This window comes from Nocardioides sp. WJ219, from assembly GCF_058559815.1.
On the sequence record NZ_JBZUJV010000004.1, the window covers coordinates 396158 to 414185 of the forward strand.

Annotated in this window: 13 protein-coding genes; 8 read left to right on the top strand and 5 right to left on the bottom strand. The window is 74.8% G+C overall.

The window, feature by feature from the left end; translation table 11 throughout:
• Positions 1-48: 48 nt before the first annotated feature.
• Together AC4MBH_RS12660 and AC4MBH_RS12665 are read right to left on the bottom strand one after the other, a co-directional pair.
• Positions 49-1272: an AAA family ATPase gene (locus tag AC4MBH_RS12660; protein ID WP_491795238.1), complete on the bottom strand. Its 1224-nt coding sequence runs from the start codon at positions 1270-1272 to the stop codon at positions 49-51.
• A gap of 58 nt (positions 1273-1330) precedes the next feature.
• Positions 1331-1762 carry a hemerythrin domain-containing protein gene (locus AC4MBH_RS12665; protein ID WP_491795239.1) on the bottom strand — a complete coding sequence of 144 codons (432 nt, stop codon included), beginning with the start codon at positions 1760-1762 and terminating at the stop codon, positions 1331-1333.
• A gap of 270 nt (positions 1763-2032) precedes the next feature.
• Between AC4MBH_RS12665 and AC4MBH_RS12670 the strand changes: the two genes are divergently transcribed.
• Positions 2033-3655: a succinic semialdehyde dehydrogenase gene (locus tag AC4MBH_RS12670; RefSeq protein WP_491795240.1), complete on the top strand. Its 1623-nt coding sequence runs from the start codon at positions 2033-2035 to the stop codon at positions 3653-3655.
• Positions 3652-5376, top strand: a complete 1725-nt coding sequence (locus AC4MBH_RS12675; protein ID WP_491795241.1) for a GMC family oxidoreductase N-terminal domain-containing protein — start codon at positions 3652-3654, stop codon at positions 5374-5376. The genes AC4MBH_RS12670 and AC4MBH_RS12675 overlap by 4 nt, the downstream gene beginning before the upstream one ends.
• Before the next feature lie 18 nt (positions 5377-5394).
• Here the strand turns inward: AC4MBH_RS12675 and AC4MBH_RS12680 are convergent, their stop codons facing one another.
• Complete coding sequence (locus AC4MBH_RS12680) at positions 5395-6759, bottom strand: exopolysaccharide biosynthesis polyprenyl glycosylphosphotransferase (protein ID WP_491795242.1); 1365 nt, start codon at positions 6757-6759, stop codon at positions 5395-5397.
• Between the two features lie 81 nt (positions 6760-6840).
• A complete protein-coding gene (locus tag AC4MBH_RS12685; protein WP_491795243.1) occupies positions 6841-7530 on the bottom strand; it encodes a helix-turn-helix transcriptional regulator in 690 nt (229 codons plus the stop codon).
• 257 nt (positions 7531-7787) lie between these two features.
• Between AC4MBH_RS12685 and AC4MBH_RS12690 the strand changes: the two genes are divergently transcribed.
• Positions 7788-8513 carry a helix-turn-helix transcriptional regulator gene (locus tag AC4MBH_RS12690; RefSeq protein ID WP_491795244.1) on the top strand — a complete coding sequence of 242 codons (726 nt, stop codon included), beginning with the start codon at positions 7788-7790 and terminating at the stop codon, positions 8511-8513.
• Here the strand turns inward: AC4MBH_RS12690 and AC4MBH_RS12695 are convergent.
• On the bottom strand, positions 8468-9097 hold the full coding sequence (locus AC4MBH_RS12695; protein ID WP_491795245.1) for an acyltransferase: 630 nt from the start codon (positions 9095-9097) through the stop codon (positions 8468-8470). The two genes, AC4MBH_RS12690 and AC4MBH_RS12695, sit on opposite strands and share 46 nt — an antisense overlap.
• A gap of 145 nt (positions 9098-9242) precedes the next feature.
• Between AC4MBH_RS12695 and AC4MBH_RS12700 the strand changes: the two genes are divergently transcribed.
• From AC4MBH_RS12700 to AC4MBH_RS12720, 5 genes are all read left to right on the top strand, one after another.
• Positions 9243-13976: a DUF4082 domain-containing protein gene (locus tag AC4MBH_RS12700; RefSeq protein WP_491795246.1), complete on the top strand. Its 4734-nt coding sequence runs from the start codon at positions 9243-9245 to the stop codon at positions 13974-13976.
• A 100-nt stretch (positions 13977-14076) separates the two neighbouring features.
• Positions 14077-15177 carry a Gfo/Idh/MocA family protein gene (locus tag AC4MBH_RS12705; RefSeq protein ID WP_491795247.1) on the top strand — a complete coding sequence of 367 codons (1101 nt, stop codon included), beginning with the start codon at positions 14077-14079 and terminating at the stop codon, positions 15175-15177.
• The gene (locus AC4MBH_RS12710; protein WP_491795248.1) at positions 15174-16181 is read left to right on the top strand and encodes an NAD-dependent epimerase/dehydratase family protein; all 1008 of its coding nucleotides are present in this window, start codon (positions 15174-15176) and stop codon (positions 16179-16181) included. Before AC4MBH_RS12705 ends, AC4MBH_RS12710 begins: the two co-directional genes overlap by 4 nt.
• Positions 16178-17356, top strand: a complete 1179-nt coding sequence (locus tag AC4MBH_RS12715; protein WP_491795249.1) for a DegT/DnrJ/EryC1/StrS family aminotransferase — start codon at positions 16178-16180, stop codon at positions 17354-17356. Before AC4MBH_RS12710 ends, AC4MBH_RS12715 begins: the two co-directional genes overlap by 4 nt.
• The gene (locus AC4MBH_RS12720) at positions 17353-18012 is read left to right on the top strand and encodes a NeuD/PglB/VioB family sugar acetyltransferase (RefSeq protein ID WP_491795250.1); all 660 of its coding nucleotides are present in this window, start codon (positions 17353-17355) and stop codon (positions 18010-18012) included. The genes AC4MBH_RS12715 and AC4MBH_RS12720 overlap by 4 nt, the downstream gene beginning before the upstream one ends.
• The last annotated feature ends 16 nt before the right edge of the window (positions 18013-18028 follow it).

Consider the following 18028-nt stretch of genomic DNA (forward strand, 5'->3'; position numbering starts at 1 on the left):
GGCGAGGGCGGACCTCGGGCGCGGGGCTGTGCACCCGGACCCGGCTCGTCACAGGTAGGCACCCTCGGTGAGGGTCTCCTGCCACTTGCCGCGCGCGCTCGCTGCCAGCACCGCGGCGGTCGTGACGTCGCCGCGCGTGTCGAGGTATGCGCGCCGGGCGAGGTCACGCAGGTCGGCGCCCGTGGCGCCGGCGGTGGCCCGGGCCAGCCGCGCGTGGTCGAGGTCGGGGAACCGGGAGAGGTGCCGGCGCAGCACCCTCTCGCGGGCGGCCGTGGCGGGAGGTCCCATCTCGAGGACCGCGTCGAAGCGGGTGGCGCGGACGGCGGCGGGGTCGATGCTGCGCGGGGCGTTGGTCGAGGCCATCACCACCACGCCCTCGGCGAGCGCCATCGTCTCGTCCATGCTGGTCAGGAACTCCTGCAGCACGTCGGCGTCGCCACCCTGACGCGTGCCGACGACGAGGTCGAGGTCGTCGATGATCACCAGTGTCGGCGACAGGCGGGCCGCCAGCCGCAGCAGCGGCCGCAGGTAGCGCCGGGCGCAGGTGGCCTGCGGGACGAGGACCGTCGCGCGGCCGCCCAGCTCACGGGCCACGATCCGGGCGAGCTGGCTCTTGCCCGTGCCCGGCGGACCGACGCAGAGCAGGCCGGACGACGCGGCCAGGCCCTCGGCGGCCAGCACGTCGGCCAGCTCGAGGGCGCCGTGCACGTGCCGGTCGACGACCTGCCAGGTGTCGTCGGGGACGACGAGGTCGTCGCGTGTCGAGCGGCCGGCGTACCACCGGTCGAGGACCATGCCGAAGCGTCCGCCGACGACCTGGAACTGACCGCCGCGGAAGGGCGAGCCCGAGCCGATGGTGTGCTCGACCCAGCCCTGGAACGCGGGCAGCAGGTGGGAGGTGTCGGCGAGCGGCGCCAGGGCCTCGACCACGAACGTCCAGTCCTCCGCGTGCAGGCGCAGCACGACGTCGTCGTCGCCGACCAGCCCGGCGGGTGCGTGCACGAGTGCGGAGTCGAGGACCAGCAGGTCGCCGTCGCGGCCCGGCACCAGGCTGCGACCGGGGAGTCGGCGTCCGTCGGCGCCGGCGAGCAGCCGGTCGGGCTCGGCGGCGACGACCTCGGCGAGGACCGCGCCCACGGCGTGGAACTCGACCTGGTTGAGGTGGCGGGTCAGCACCCCGAGGGTCGCCGCGGGGACGCCGAGCGCGGCGGCGGCCACGTCGGTCGGGGTCTGCTGGTGCGGCGCGAGGGCCGCGGTGTCCTGGAACGTCATCGCCGAGAAGGGTGACAGCGCCCACCGGCACTTCTCGACCGGTTATCCGCGACGGGAGTCAGGCGAGGGGGCCGAGGACGTCCCCGACCGCAGCGTCGAGCGCCAGGGTCTCGAGCACGGTGAGCAGCTGCCGCTCCTCGTAGCCGAAGTGCGACTCCATCACCGCGTCGATCCCGTCGAGGTGCTGCTTCAGCACGGGCGGGTCGGCGCCCCCGTCGAGGGCCGCCTGCAGGGCGCGCAGGAGGTGCTCGACCATGCTGTGGTCCTGACGCAGGTAGCGCAGGGTCTCGGTCAGCTCCGGGTGCCGTCGCTCGATCTCGGGGAACAGCACGCGGTCCTCGCCGCGGTGGTGCCGGCTGAGCGCGACGCAGAAGCCGTGGCAGTAGAGCAGGAGGTCGCGGGTCGCCGTCGACGGGTCGACCGACCCGTCCTCGGCTGCCGCACGCGCCACGGCGAGGGCGTCACGCAGGCGCTGGTGCACCCGTCTCATCTCGGCCGCCCAGGCGACCATCCGTGCGGCCTCACCCACGGGTGGGGCGACGGGAGGGGGTCATCTCGACCACCTTCCGGTCCGGCACCTCCATGCCTGACCCGGTCGGCCACCGGCACGCGATGCTGCCGAGAGCCTACGACGGGTCGGGCGGGATGTCGTCGACCTCGAGACGACGGCCGCCCTTGACACTCGGAATCGATGTGTAAAGAAACACACAGGTGACCGATCGGTAGCAGCCGAGACCCCCGTCACATACTCTCGGTACTTATGGCCCCTCAGAACCCGACACCCGCAGGTGGACCACTGGTGGAGGGGCCGGCCGATCCCGAGCACGACCCCACCGCCGCCTACGCGCTCGAGCCCGGCTACGTCGAGGGGCTGACCTCCCGGCTGACCGCGACCAGCGGCCGGACCGTGGCGCTCACGAGCCCGCTCGACGGCGCGCCCCTGGCGCACGTGCCGCAGTCGAGCCACGACGACGTGGCCGCGGCGTTCGTCCGGGCCCGTCGTGCGCAGGCGGTGTGGGCGCGCACGCCGATCGACGAGCGGGCCGCCATGCTGATGCGCCTGCACGACCTCGTCCTCGACCGCCAGGACGAGATCATCGACCTGATCGTGCTGGAGAGCGGCAAGGCCCGCAAGCACGCCTTCGACGAGCCGCTCCACATCGCGCTGACCGCGCGCTACTACGCCCGCACCGCCCACCGGCACCTCGACACCCAGCGCCGGCTCGGCGTCGTGCCCGGGCTGACCCGGGTCGAGGTCAACCGGGTGCCCAAGGGCGTCGTCGGCATCATCTCGCCGTGGAACTACCCGTTCACGATGGCGCTGTGCGACGGCCTGCCCGCGCTGCTGGCCGGCAACGCCGTGGTGACCAAGCCCGACGCCCAGACGATGCTCACCGCGCTGCTCGGGGCCCGGCTGCTCGACGAGGCCGGCTTCCCGAAGGACCTGTGGCAGGTCGTCGCCGGCGCCGGTCGTGACCTCGGCGCGCCGATCATCGAGCGCTCCGACTACGTCTGCTTCACCGGGTCGACCGCCACCGGCAAGATCATCGCCGCCCAGTGCGCCGAGCGGCTGATCGGGTGCTCGCTCGAGCTCGGCGGCAAGAACCCGCTGCTGGTGCTGCGCGACGCCGACCTGGAGAAGGCCGCCGAGGGCGCCGTGCGGGCGTCGTTCTCCAACGCCGGGCAGCTGTGCGTCTCGATGGAGCGGATGTACGTCGCCGACCAGGTCTACGACCGGTTCGTCGAGCGCTTCGTCGCCCGCACCCAGGCGATGACGCTGGGCGCCACGCTCGACTGGGAGAACGACATGGGCTCCCTGATCAGCCAGGACCAGCTCGACACCGTCAGCGCCCACGTCGACGACGCCGTGGCCAAGGGCGCCCGCGTGCTCACCGGCGGGCGGGCCCGGCCCGACCTCGGCCCGTTCTTCTACGAGCCGACCATCCTCGAGGGCGTCACGCCCGAGATGACCTGCTTCGGCCAGGAGACCTTCGGCCCCGTCGTCTCGCTCTACCGCTTCCACGACGAGACCGACGCCGTCGCCCGCGCCAACGACGGCGAGTACGGCCTGAACGCCTCGATCTACAGCCAGGACGGCGCCCGCGCCCGCGACATCGCCCGCCACGTCCGGTGCGGCACGGTCAACATCAACGAGGCGTTCGGGGCGACGTTCGCCAGCATCGACTCCCCGATGGGGGGCATGCGCGAGTCGGGGATGGGACGCCGGCAGGGCAGCGAGGGCATCCACCGCTACACCGAGTCGCAGTCGGTCGCCACCCAGCGGCTGCTGCGCTTCGCGCCGGTGCTCGGCATGTCCGACGAGACCTACGCCAAGGTGATGACCGCCAACCTCCGCCTGCTGAAGAAGCTGGGACGCCCATGAGCACCGACGGACCACCCTTCGACTTCGACGTCCTGGTCATCGGGTCGGGCTTCGGCGGGTCCGTCGCCGCCCTCCGGCTGGTCGAGAAGGGCTACACGGTCGGCGTGCTCGAGGCCGGCCCGCGCTTCGAGGACGCCGACTTCTCCTCCGGCACGCTCGACGTCAAGAAGTACCTGTGGGCACCGGCGCTGGGCTGCTACGGCATCCAGCGCATCGACGCGGTCCGCGACACGATGATCGTGGCGGGCGCCGGCGTCGGCGGCGGGTCGCTGGTCTACGCCAACACGCTCTACGAGCCGCTCGAGCAGTTCTACAAGGACCCCCAGTGGGCCGGCATCACCGACTGGAAGGACGAGCTGGCGCCGTACTACGACCAGGCCAAGCGGATGCTCGGCGTCGTCGACAACCCGGTCCGCACCCCCGCCGACGACGTGATGGAGCAGGTCGCGACCGACATGGGCGTGGCCGACACGTTCCACCCCACGCCGGTCGGGGTGTTCTTCGGCGGGCCGTCCGCCAAGCCCGGCGAGCAGGTCGAGGACCCGTTCTTCGGCGGCGAGGGCCCGACCCGCAACGCCTGCCTCAACTGCGGCGAGTGCATGTCGGGATGCCGGCACAACGCCAAGAACACCCTGGTCAAGAACTACCTCTACCTCGCCGAGAAGCGCGGGGCGAAGGTGCTGCCGCTGACCACCGCCACCCGGATCAGCCCCCGAGAGGGCGGCGGCTACGACATCGCGGTGCGGTGGACCAAGGCCAAGCGCGCCACCAGGAGGAACACCCGCACCCTCACCGCCGAGCACGTCGTGATGGCGGCGGCGTCGCTGGGCACCCAGAAGCTGCTGCACCGGATGAAGGACGAGGGCCACCTGCCCCGGCTCTCGGAGCGGCTCGGCTTCCTCTCCCGCACCAACTCCGAGTCGATCCTCGGCGCGATCGCCCCCCGGAAGGACAAGACCGACTACTCCTACGGCGTCGCGATCACCTCGAGCTTCCACCCCGACGAGCACACCCACATCGAGCCGTGCCGCTACGGCAAGGGCTTCAACACGATGGCGATGCTGCAGACCGTGCTCACCGACGGCGACCTGCCCGTGCCGCGGTGGCAGGTCTGGCTCAAGGAGCTGTGGAAGGAGAAGCGCAACCTCTTCGAGCTCTACGACCTCGCGCACTGGTCGGAGCGGGCGGTCATCGCGCTGGTGATGCAGACCCTCGACAACTCGATCACCACCTACGGCAAGCAGACCCCGTTCGGGTGGCGGATGACGTCGCGGCAGGGACACGGCGCCCCCAACCCGACCTGGATCCCGGTCGCCAACGAGGCCGTGCGCCGGATCGCCGGTGTCCTCGGCGGCACCCCGGGCGGCAACATCGGCGAGCCGTTCAACATGCCGCTGACCGCCCACTTCATCGGCGGCTGCGCCATCGGCACGTCGCCCGAGACCGGTGTCGTCGACCCCTACCAGCGGGTCTACGGCCACCCCGGGCTGCACGTCGCCGACGGCTCGGCCATCTCGGCCAACCTCGGCGTCAACCCGTCGCTGACGATCACCGCCCAGGCCGAGCGGGCGATGGCGCTGTGGCCCAACAAGGGCGAGCCCGACCGCCGCCCCGCCCTCGGGGAGGACTACCGGCGCATCGAGCCGGTGGCCCCGCGCGCGCCGGCGGTGCCGTCGTACGCCCCGGGTGCGCTGCGGCTGCCGATCGTCGGGGTCTCCTGAGGACCTGGAGCGGGCGGGTCAGTACGCCCCGCGGTGGCCGATGACGGCCCGGACGGTCCGCAGCACGATGGACAGGTCGAGGGCGAGCGACCAGTTGTCGACGTAGCCCACGTCGAGCCGCACGGTCTCGGTCCAGGACAGGTCGGAGCGCCCGGAGACCTGCCAGAGCCCGGTGAGTCCCGGCCGCACGACCAGGCGGTGCCGGGCGTCGGCGCCGTACTGCTCGACCTCCTGGGGCAGGGCCGGGCGCGGTCCCACGAGGGCCATCTCGCCGCGCAGCACGTTGACCAGCTGGGGCAGCTCGTCGAGGGAGTAGCGGCGGAGCACGCGCCCGACCGGGGTGATCCGCGGGTCGTCGCGCTGCTTGAACAGCACGCCTCCCGCGACGTCGTTGCGCACCGGGAACGCCGGCCGGGTCGACGCCGGAGCGGTCGCCATGGTCCGCAGCTTGACCATGGTGAAGGTCCTGCCGTCGAGCCCCACCCGGGTCTGGCGGAAGAACGCCGGACCGCGGCTCGTGCCGCGGACCACCAGGACCAGCCCGAGCAGCACGGGACCGAGCAGGAGCAGGGCGACCGCGGCGGCGGCCCGCTCGAGGACCGCCTTGACCGCCCGGCGTGGGCCGGTGCGGACCGCCCCGCGCACCTGCACCAGCCCGAGCCCACCGGCCCCGGTCAGCGAGGTGCGGGCGGCGCAGACGTCGAGGAGCCCGGTGCCGACGTAGAGGTCGACCCCGGCGTCCTCCGCGCTCCACCCCAGGCGGCGCAGCCGGGCCGGGTCGAGGCCGGCGCCGGGCAGCACCGCGACGGCGTGCGCACCGCTGGCCAGGGCGAGCGCGACCAGGTCCTCGTCGTCGGGCGCCGGTCCGTCCGGCCCCGTCACGTGGGACGCCGCGAGCGCGAAGCCCGACCGCGGCTGCCGGACCTCGGCGGTCGCCGGGCCCAGGTCGGCCTCGCTCCCGACGAGCACGACGCGTGTCTGCGGCCGGGTGCGCAGCCACTCGACGACGAGCGCCACGCCCGTCAACGCGGCTGCCAGCAGGGCTGCGCGGTGCGGCGGGAGCGCCGGCGTCGGGCCCGCCGCGGCGAGCGCGGCGACCAGGCCGAGCGCGGCGCCGGCCCGCAGGACGCTGGTGGAGCCGAGCAGCACGACCCACAGGAGCGGGACCCCGACCAGCGCCGCGGCGTGCGGCTGCCCGCCGGGACCGTGCACCAGGACGACGCCCGCGGCGGCGGCCGCTGCGTCGGCCAGGAGCCACGCCTGCCGACCGGCTCGGCGCCGCGACCGGTGCGGCACCGCCGCGGCGGCCACGTCCACGAGCGGTCGGGGACTGGCGGCGAGGGGCACCGGGTGCCGCGCCGCCCAGGGGATCGTCGTGGTCACGGGCCGGGCTCCTTTCGTCCGAGGTCGGTTCACCGTAAGGACGCCCGGCGGCCGCGGCATGCCGCATATGGGAGATCTGCGTCAGCGTGCCGGCGGGCGCCACCCGACGTCGTTGGCGCGGCCGACCGCGGCGATCTGGGTGCCGACGCCGAGCTTCGACAGGATCGACCTGACCTGGGTGCGCACCGTCGCCTCGCTGACCCCGGACTGCGCCGCGACGACGCGGACGGGGCGACCCTCGACGAGCTCCGCGAGCACGGCCGCCTCGCGCGGCGTCAGGGTCTCGAGCCGCGCCAGGGTCTCGCGGCGGTCCCGCTCGTCGTCCTGGTGGGCCGCCAGCGCGTCCCGCTCGCCGACCGACATGACCGGGAGGCCGGCCGCGAGGCGGTGGACGGTCGAGAGGATCTCGACCAGCGGCCGGGACCGGCTGTGCACGGCGGCGGCCCCGGCCCGGACGGCGGCGCCCCAGTGGCTCCGGGACGACGACGAGGTCATGGCGACGACCGCCACCCCGTTGCGCGCGAGCGGGGCGACGTACCGCATCCCGTCGCCGTGCGCGCCGCGGTCGACGTCGACGAGCGCGATGTGCGGGCCGGCCTCGACCACGGCCCCGAGGGTGGCGGCGAGCGTGGCGCTGCGGGACGTGGGGATCGGGCTGGGCACGGTGTAACCCGCGGCCGCCAGGGTCAGCTCGAGCGACTCGCGCAGCACCGCGTGCGCCTCGACCACCACCACGCGCGTCACGGGTCGCCCGGGCGTCGACGCGTTCATCCGTGTCGTCCTCCGCCCGCTGCCTCCCGAGCCCCACGATCGGCCCACCCTAGGAAGGGTGGCGAGCGAGGCGCTCCGCTGCCGCGCGCGGCTCTCCGATTCTGGGTAGCGCCTCCCCAAACTCGGGGACCTGGAGGACCGGTCCGTGCCGGGGAGGTCGACGCCCGGGCGACGATGACCGGACGCCGTCCGTGGGAGCCCTCGACGGCGTGGCGCCGCGCGCCGGCGTCTCGCCCGGCCTCCCAGGAGGTGCACCGATGCAGGTCACCAGTAGTTCCCCCGCCCCCCGGCAGGCGTCGCCTGCCCCGGGCCCGCTGCGCGTGCTCGTGGTCTCCGACCAGCCACTCGTGGCCGACGCCGTGCGCACCGCCCTGCGCAGCCAGGCCGTGGAGGCGGTCGGCGCCACGATGCCGCGCGGCCCGGTCACCGGGAGCCAGGTCGCCCGCCTGCGTCAGCTGCGGCCCGACGCCGCACTGGTCCTGTCGGACCTGACCCCCGGGCCGCGCCTCGTGGCGGCGCGGTCGCTCGTCGAGAGCCTCGCCCTGCCGACGGTCGTGCTCGCCGAGACCGACGACGAGGCCCTGTGGGGGGCCGTGCTGGCGAGCGGTGCGACGGCCGTGCTGTCGGCCGGCTCGTCCCTCGACGAGACGGTGCGACTGCTCCGCGAGGTCCATGGCGGGGCCGCGGGGCTTCCCCGGCAGCGGCGGGAGGGGATGGTCCGGCTCTGGCTCCGAGAGGAGGAGATCCGCACCGACCTGGCCGACCGGCTCGGATCCCTCAGCCCGCGGGAGATGGAGGTGCTCCGGCTCCTGCACCGCGGCTGGACCGTGCCCGCGATCGCGGCCGGGTCCGGCGTCGCGGTCGTCACCGTGCGCAGCCAGGTCCGCTCCGTGCGGCGCAAGCTGGGCGTCGGCTCGCAGCTGGCCGCGGTCGCCGTCTACACCCGCTGCGTGGGCTCGAGCCCCGAGGCCGACCTCACGTAGCGCCGACCGGTGCTCGGGCAGCGCCAGCCCCCGTCGTCGGCCACGAGCCGCACCCCGGCGTGACCGACCCAGCCGACCTGGCGGGCCGGCACCCCGACGACGAGGGCGAAGTCCGGGACGTCGCGGACCACGACGGCACCCGCGGCGACCATCGCCCACCGGCCGACCCGGACCGGCGCCACGCACACGGCGCGGGCACCGATGCTGGCCCCCTCCCGCAGCAGCACGCCGACGGACTCCCAGTCCTCGGCGTCCTTGAGCCGCCCGGTCGGGGTGACGGCTCGGGGGTGGAGGTCGTTGGTGAGCACCGCCGCCGGGCCGACGAAGACCCCGTCCTCCAGCACGGCCGGCTCGTAGACCAGGGCGGCGTTCTGCAGCTTGCACCGGTCGCCCACCCGCACCCCCGGACCGACGTACGCCGCGCGACCGATGACGCACTCCCGGCCCACCCGGGCGCCGTCCCGCACCGACGCCAGGTGCCACACCCGGGTGCCCGGGCCGACGACGGCCCCCGGTTCGACGTCGGCGCCGGGGGAGACCTGGGCGGGAGCGAGCGGGGGAGCGGTGGCGACGGCGTCGGTCATGGGCCCATCCCAACCCCCGACCACGCGGCGCCGCCCGAGCCGGGCCGCCGGGTACCCGATCGTGGGGAAACGCGTGCCCCCGACGAGACGGGGTGGCTCCGGTCGCGCGGAAGGTGGTGGTCCCGTCTGCAGCAAGGTGCGTCCCGTGGTCACCCTCCGTCGTCTCGTCGTCCCCGCAGCCCTGCTGCTCCTCCCGTGCGCGCTGGTCACGATCGGCTCCGGGCCGGCCTCGGCGGTCGACGACCCCTGCGGGCCGCAGGGCAACGCCATCACCTGCGAGAACGCCGCCGACGGCACCCCCGACGAGGAGTGGGACGACATGTACGGCGCCGGCAGCGACGCCATCCAGGGCTTCTCGACCGACATCAGCGTCAACGTCGGCAACCGGGTCGACTTCAAGATCGACACCGCCGCGACGGCGTACACGGTCACGATCTACCGGATCGGCTACTACGACGGCGACGGCGCCCGGCGGATCACCTCGGTGCCGGTGTCCGCGAGCCTGCCGCAGCACCAGCCGCAGTGCATCACCGACGTGACCACCGAGCTCTACGACTGCGGCAACTGGGCGGTCTCGGCCTCCTGGAACGTGCCGGCGAGCGCGGTGTCGGGGGTGCACGTCGCGCGCCTGGAGATCCCCTCGACCGGCGAGGCCAGCCACATCACGTTCGTGGTGCGCGACGACTCCAGCCATGCCGACGTCGTCTTCCAGACCTCCGACCCGACCTGGCAGGCCTACAACCTGTACGGCGGCTCGAGCTTCTACCACGGCGGCGCCAACGGCCGCGCCCACAAGGTGAGCTACAACCGGCCGGTGCTCACCCGGGGTGTCCCGGGCGGGCGGGACTTCTTCTTCGCCAACGAGTACCCGCTGATCCGCTTCCTGGAGAAGAACGGGTACGACGTGACCTACCAGGCCGGGGTCGACACCGACCGCCGCGGCCACCTGCTCCGCAACCACCGGACGTTCCTGTCCGTCGGGCACGACGAGTACTGGAGCGGCGCCCAGCGCGCCAACGTCGAGGCCGCCCGTGACGCCGGGGTCAACCTGCAGTTCCTCAGCGGCAACGAGGTCTACTGGCGCACCCGGTACGAGCCGTCTGCCGACGCCAGCCACACGCCGTACCGGACCCTGGTCTCCTACAAGGAGACGTGGGGCAACGGCAAGATCGACACCACCTCACCGGAGTGGACCGGCACCTGGCGCGACCCCCGGTACGCGGCGCCGGCCGACGGCGGCGGCCGCCCGGAGAACGCCCTCACCGGCGTGCAGTACCAGGTCAACCACGACGACCTCGCGGTCACCGTCAGCGCGGGTGAGGGCCGGCTTCGACTGTGGCGCGGCACCGGTCTGGCCTCCCTGCCCTCGGGCACGTCGGCGACGCTGGCCCCCCACACCGTCGGCTACGAGTCCGACGAGGACGTCGACAACGGGTTCCGGCCACCGGGCCTGGTCCGGCTTTCGACGACGACCGGGCCCACCCCGGAATACCTGGCGGACTACGGCAACACCGTCGTGCCCGGGACCACGACGCACCACCTCACGCTCTACCGCGCGGCGAGCGGGGCGCTGGTCTTCGGCGCCGGCAGCGTGCAGTGGACGTGGGGCCTCGACGCCGTGCACGACAGCCCGTTCCCGGACGAGCCCGCGGACCGGCGGATGCAGCAGGCCCAGGTCAACCTGCTCGCCGACATGGGCGCCCAGCCGCGCAGCCTCAGCAGCGACCTCACCCGCGCGACCCCGTCCACCGACACGACCGGGCCGACCACGACGATCACCAGCCCGGCCTCGGGGGCCGTGCGCGCCAACGGCTCGCGACTGACGGTGTCCGGGACCGCGACCGACGGCGGCGGTGGCCGGGTGGCCGGCGTCGAGGTCAGCACCGACGACGGTGACTCCTGGCACCCCGCGACCACCCTGGACCTGATGACGGGCGCGTGGACCTACACCGCCGCGCAGCGCGGGGTGGGCTCGGAGACGATCCGCGCGCGGGCCAGCGACGACAGCGCCAACACCGGTCCGGTGGCGACCCGGGCGGTCGTCGTCACCTGCCCGTGCACCGTCCACGGGAGCGACGTGCCGGCCGTCCCGACGACCGACGACGCCTCCGCCGTCGAGCTCGGCCTGCGGTTCACGGCGGCCGAGGACGGGTTCCTCACCGGCGTCCGCTTCTACAAGGGTGCCGGCAACACCGGGACCCACGTCGGCTCGATGTGGAGCGCGGACGGCGAGCGCCTGGCGACCGCGGACTTCACCGGCGAGAGCGCGACCGGCTGGCAGCGCGCGGACTTCGCCAGCCCGGTCGCGGTGGAGGCCGGCGAGACCTACGTGGCGTCGTACACCGCGCCGGCCGGGCACTACGCGATGCAGACCGACGCCTTCTCCTCGGCGACCTGGCGGCGCGCGCCCTTCACCGTGCCGGGCGGGTTCGGTGCCCCGCCCTCGGGCCGGTACGGCGCCCCGGGGCGCTTCCCGCAGGAGTCGCACCGCAACACCGGCTACTTCGTCGAGCCCGTCTACAGCCCCACCGACACCTCTCCGCTGACCCTGCTCGCGCGGTCGCCGCTGGCGGGGTCGTCGAGCGTCCCGCGCACCACCACCGTCACCGCGCGCTTCTCGCGGCCCGTGGTCAGCTCGGCGATCACCGTGGTCGACGCCGCGGGCACCGCGGTCGCCGGCACCCGGTCGTACGACGCCGCGACCCGCACCGCGGTGTTCACGCCGTCCTCGCCGCTGGACGGCGGGATCCGCTACACCGCGACGGTCACCGGCACCGACAGCGGCGGCGTCACGCTCAGCGGTGCGGGACCCTGGACCTTCACGACCGCGGTGCCCCCGGGGCCGGTGGGCGTGTGCCCGTGCTCGCTGTTCTCCGACGAGACGGTGCCGGGCGCGCCCGAGGTCGACGACGTCGCGGTGACCCTCGGGACCCGGTTCACCAGCGACGTGGCCGGCACGGTCACGGCGATCCGCTTCCACAAGGGGCCGGCCAACACGGGTCCGCACGAGGCGGCCCTCTGGTCGGCTGCGGGTGACCGGCTGGCGTGGGGCACCCTGTCCACCGAGACGACGACGGGGTGGCAGACGCTCGTCCTGGCGGAACCGGTGCCGATCTCGGCCGGCGTCGAGTACGTCGCGGCGTACCGCACCACGACCGGCCACTACTCCCTCAGTCCGGGCGCGTTCTCCGGCGCCGACCTGTCGCGGCCTCCGCTGCGGGTCTCCGCCAGCGCCGGCAGCTACACCTACGGCTCCGGGTTCCCCGGGTCGCGCTCGTCGTCGAGCTACCTGGTCGACGTGGTCCTCGACCGCGCCCCGCCCGTCATCTCCGTCGTGGCCCAGGACCCGCCGGCCGGGGCGCTCGAGGTGCCGCGGAGCAACCCGGTGCGGGTCTGGTTCAGCACGGACGTGCAGCCGGGTGCCACGCTGAGCGCCGACGTCGGCGGCCAGCCCGTCGCCGGCAGCACCGAGCTCTCCGGCGGCGGCACCCGGCTCACGTTCCGCCCGGCGGCCCTGCTGCCGGCGTCGAGCGTGGTGACGGTGCGACTGGCGGGGGTGCGCTCGACGTCGGGCGCCGTGCTGCCCGACCGCACCTGGACCTTCACCACCGCGGGTCCGGGACCCGGTGCGCAGACCCTCTTCGGCGACGCCGTGCCGGGCGTCTCGAGCGACGACTCGTCGTCCCCGGTCGAGCTCGGCACCGCCTTCGTGCCGAGCCGCGACGGCACCGTGACGGCGCTGCGCTTCCTCAAGGGCCCCGGCAACGGCGGCACCCACGTCGGCACGCTGTGGGACGACACCGGCGCCGTGGTGGCCCGGGTGACCTTTGCCGACGAGACCCCCGACGGGTGGCAGCGCGCCCGGCTGTCGACGCCGGTGCGCGTCGTCGCCGGCAGGGAGTACGTCGTGTCGTACCTCGCCCCCCAGGGCCACTACTCCTACTCGCTCGACTACTTCGCGCAGCCAGTGACCTCGGGTCGGCTGGTGGCGCCAGGGGGTGACAACGGCCGCTACCGCTACGGCGCCGCGGGCGGCTTCCCGACCTTCAGCCACCGCTCGGCGGCCTACTTCGCCGACGTCGAGTACGTCCCCGACGCGCCGACCATCGCGGTCACCTCGAGGGCGCCGGCCCCCGGTGCCACCGGCGTGGCGGCCGGCGCCCGGCCGGCCGCGGCGTTCAGCGCGCCCGTCCACCCCCAGGCGGCGCTGAGCCTGCTGGTGGGTGGGCAGCCCGTCGCCGGCAGCAGCCAGCTGTCCGAGGACGCCCGCCGGGTCACCTTCGTCCCCGCCACGGCGCTGCCGCCCGACGAGACGGTGACCGTGCGGCTGCGCGGGGTCGTCTCCACCGACGGGGTGGTGCTGCCCGACGAGGACTGGACGTTCCGCACCGCGACCGCCCCGGTGACGCTGAGCTCGCTGTTCACCGGCCTGACGCCGGCGGTGGCCTCCGCCGCCGAGTCCGACCCCCTGGAGCTCGGGACCGCGTTCACGCCGACCGCGGACGGCGCGGTGACCGCCATCCGGTTCTACAAGGGCCCCGGCAACACCGGCCCGCACACCGGGACGCTGTGGTCGGCCGCCGGTGCGCCGCTGTCCCGCGTCGTGTTCAGCGGCGAGAGCGCGACGGGCTGGCAGCAGGCCGAGCTCGCCACGCCGTACCCCGTCACCGCAGGGGAGGACTACGTCGTGTCCTACCTCGCCCCGCGCGGCCACTACTCCGTCACGTCCGGCTTCTTCGGGGACGCCTGGACCCGAGGTCCGCTGACCGCGCCGGCGTCCGGCAACGGCCGCTACCGCTACGGCGCGGACGGTGGCTTCCCGACCTCCAGCTGGGGTGCGGCGAACTACTTCGTCGACGTCGTCCTGCGCACCCCCTGACGTCCCCAATTGTGGACATAGGCACGGGCGCCGGGTGCCCGGGGCCCGTGCCGCGGCCTTCGATGGTCTGCGTCCGGCCGCCCCAGTCAGGAGCCCTCCGATGCCCGCAGCGCAGCCACCCACGACGTCCGTGCCGGGCGTCGCCGACCCCCTCGGCGTCGTCGTGGTGGGGGCCGGCTACTGGGGACCCAACCTGGTCCGCAACCTCGCCGCCTCCCCCAACTGGGAGCTGCTGGCGGTCTGCGACCTCGACCTGGAGCGCGCCCGCGAGGTCGCGGCCGGGACCGGCGCCCAGGTCACCGGCTCGCTGGCCGAGGTGCTGGCCCGCGGCGACGTCGACGCCGTGGCCGTCGCCACCCCGGCCCGCACCCACCACCCCATCGCCGTCGAGGCCCTGCGCGCGGGCAAGCACGTGCTGGTCGAGAAGCCGCTCGCCGACAGCGTCGGGTCGGGTCGCGCCATGGTCGACCTGGCCCGGGAGCAGGGCCTGGTCCTGATGGCCGACCACACCTACTGCTACACGCCGGCCGTCACGAAGATCCGCGAGCTCGTCGCCGACGGCGCCCTCGGCGAGATCCTCTACGTCGACTCGGTGCGGATCAACCTGGGCCTGGTCCAGCCCGACGTCGACGTCTTCTGGGACCTGGCCCCGCACGACCTGTCGGTGCTCGACCACGTGCTGCCCGGCGGGCTGCGGCCGCTCGGGGTCGCCGCCCAGGGCGCCGACCCGGTCGGCGCGGGCCGCCCCTGCGTGGGCTACCTGAGCCTCCCGCTGCCCGGCGGTGCGATGGCGCACGTCCACGTGAACTGGCTCAGCCCCACCAAGATCCGCCAGATGGTGGTCGGCGGCAGCGAGCGCACCCTGGTCTGGGACGACCTCAACCCCCAGCAGCGGATCAGCGTCTACGACCGCGGGGTCGACCTCGTCCAGCAGTCGGTCGACACCGCGGACCGTCGCACGGCGTCGGTGTCGTACCGGCTCGGCGACACCTGGTCGCCGGCCCTGCCCGAGCGCGAGGCGCTCGCCGCGATGGTGCAGGAGTTCGCCGCCAGCATCCGCGGACAGCGCGCCCCCGCGACCGACGGTGCGGCCGGGCTCCGGGTGCTCTCGGTGCTGGAGGCCGCGGCCACCAGCCTGCGGGCCCGCGGTGCGCTCGTCGACGTCGCGAGCCTCGACCGGCCGCTGGAGATCGTCCGATGAGCGCGACGGCGGCGCTGGCCGGGGCCCGGGTGCTCGTCACCGGCGGGGCCGGGACCATCGGCTCCACCCTCGTCGACCAGCTGCTCGCCGCGGGCGTCGGGCACGTCGACGTCCTCGACGACCTGGTCCGCGGCCGGGTGGCCAACCTGGAGACCGCCGTGGCCGGCGGCCGGGTCCGGCTGGTGGTCGGCGACATCCGCGACCGCGACCTGGTCCACGACCTCACCCGGGGCCATGACCTCGTCTTCCACCAGGCCGCGATCCGGATCACCCAGTGCGCCGAGGAACCCCGGCTGGCGCTCGAGGTGCTCGTCGACGGCACCTTCAACGTGGTCGAGGCCGCCGCCGACGCCGGGGTCGACAAGCTGGTGGCCGCGTCGTCGGCGTCGGTGTACGGCCTCGCCGAGCAGTTCCCGACGCCGGAGCGCCACCACCACCACGACAACGACACGCTCTACGGCGCGGCCAAGACGTTCGGGGAGGGCCTGCTGCGCAGCTACCGCGCGATGCGTGGCCTCGACCACGTCTCGCTGCGCTACTTCAACGTCTACGGACCGCGGATGGACGTCCACGGGCTCTACACCGAGGTGCTGGTGCGGTGGATGGAACGCATCGACGACGGGCTGCCGCCGCTCGTCCTCGGGGACGGGCGCCAGACCATGGACTTCGTCTTCTCCCGCGACGTCGCCCGCGCCAACGTGCTGGCGGCGGCGGCGCCGGTGCGCGAGGGCGTCTACAACGTCGCGGGCGGCACGGAGACCAGCCTCCTCGGTCTCGCCGAGGCGCTGCTGCGGGTGATGGACAGCCCGCTCGGGGTCGAGCACGGCCCCGCGCGGGCGGTCAACGGCGTCACCCGGCGACTGGGGGACACGCGCGCCGCCGAGCGGGACCTCGGCTTCGTCGCCGAGGTCGGTCTCGAGCAGGGGCTGCGCGAGCTGGTCGCCTGGTGGCGCCCGCTGCGCGAGGAGATCCGTGCCTCGCGCCCGTTGGCGGTCGGGCGGTGACCGCCGTGACGGACGGGGCCGGCCCCGACGTCGGGACCGCGCGCATCGACGTCATGCGACCGTGGCTGGGGGAGGAGGAGGTCGCCGCCGTCACGGCGGTGCTGCGCTCGGGCTGGGTGGCCCAGGGGCCCCGGGTCGCGGAGTTCGAGGCGGCCTTCGCGCGGGTGCAGCAGGCCGAGCACGCCCGTGCGGTCTCCAGCTGCACCACCGCCCTGCACCTCGCGCTGGTGGCCGCCGACGTACGTCGCGGTGACGACGTGGTGGTCCCGTCGTTCTCCTTCGTCGCCACCGCCAACGCCGTCGCGCACGTCGGGGCCCGCCCGGTGTTCGCCGACGTCGACGCCACCACGGGCAACGTGACCGCCGCGACGATCGAGCGCGCCCTCACCCGCCACACCCGGGCCGTGGTGGTCGTCGACCAGGGCGGCGTCCCGGTCGACCTCGACGACGTGCGCGCGCTGTGCGACCCGCTCGGGCTGCCGGTCGTCGAGGACGCCGCGTGCGCCGCGGGATCGACCTACCGCGGCGCCCCCGTCGGTGCCGGCGCCGAGGTCGCGGCGTGGTCCTTCCACCCCCGCAAGGTGCTGACCACCGGCGAGGGCGGGATGGTGACGACGCGGCACGCCGCCTGGTCCGACCGCGTCCGCCTGCTGCGCGAGCACGCGATGAGCGTCTCGGCCGCCGAGCGGCACGCGAGCCTGCTCGCGCCGCCCGAGCAGTACGCCGAGGTCGGCTTCAACTACCGGATGACCGACCTGCAGGCCGCGGTCGGCCTGGTCCAGCTCGGCCGACTGCCCGCGGTCGTGCGGCGCCGGCGCGAGCTGGCCGCGACGTACGCCGCGGCGCTGGCCGACGTCCCCGGGCTGCGGGCCGTCACCGACCCGCCCCACGGCGAGAGCAACTTCCAGTCCTACTGGGTCGAGGTCGGCCCGGACCACCCGCTCGACCGCGAGGGACTGATGGCCGCGCTGGCCGCGGCCGGCGTCTCGGCCCGTCGCGGGATCATGGCGATCCACCGGCAGCCGGCGTGGGCGGGGCAGGCGGTCCCGGGCTCGCTGCCGGTCACCGAGCGGCTGACCGACCACACCCTGATCCTGCCGCTGTTCCACGAGCTCACCGAGGGCCAGCAGGCCCGGGTGGTCGACGTGCTCGTCGGGTCGGGACGACGGACGTGACCGGCCGGCGCACCGTCGCGCTCGTCGCGGCCGGCGGGCTCGCCCGCGAGGTCGTCGCCGCGCTGCGCAGCGCCCGGTGCGCCGACCGCGTGGTCCTGCTCGACGACGATCCGCGGCGGTGGGGCACCTGCGTCGACGACGTCCCGGTCGTCGGGGGCCTCGAGCACGTGCGTGACCTGCCCGACGCGGGCCTCGTCGTCTGCGCGGGCCGCGGCGTGGTGCGCCGCCGGCTCGTCGCGCGGCTGGAGGCGCTCGGGGTCGACGCCGACCGGTTCCTCTCAGTCGTCCACCCCAGCGTCGACGTCCCGGCGGGCTGCCGGGTGGAGGCGGGTGCCGTGCTGCTGGCCCAGGTGGCGCTCACCGCCGCCGTCCGGGTCGGCCGGCACGTCGTGGTGATGCCGCACGTCACCTTGACCCACGACGTGGTCGTCGACGACTTCGCGACCCTGTGCGCCGGTGTCCGGCTCGGCGGCGGTGTGCACGTCGGCGCCGCGTCGTACCTCGGCATGGGCGCGTGCGTGCGCGAGGGGCTGGCCGTGGGTCCCGGCGCCGTGCTCGGGATGGGCGCGGTGCTGACCCGGCCGCTCCCGCCGGGCCAGACCTGGGTCGGCGTGCCGGCCCGACCGCACGCCCCCGGCCGGGCGGGGGCTGCGTGATGCGCTTCCGTCGACC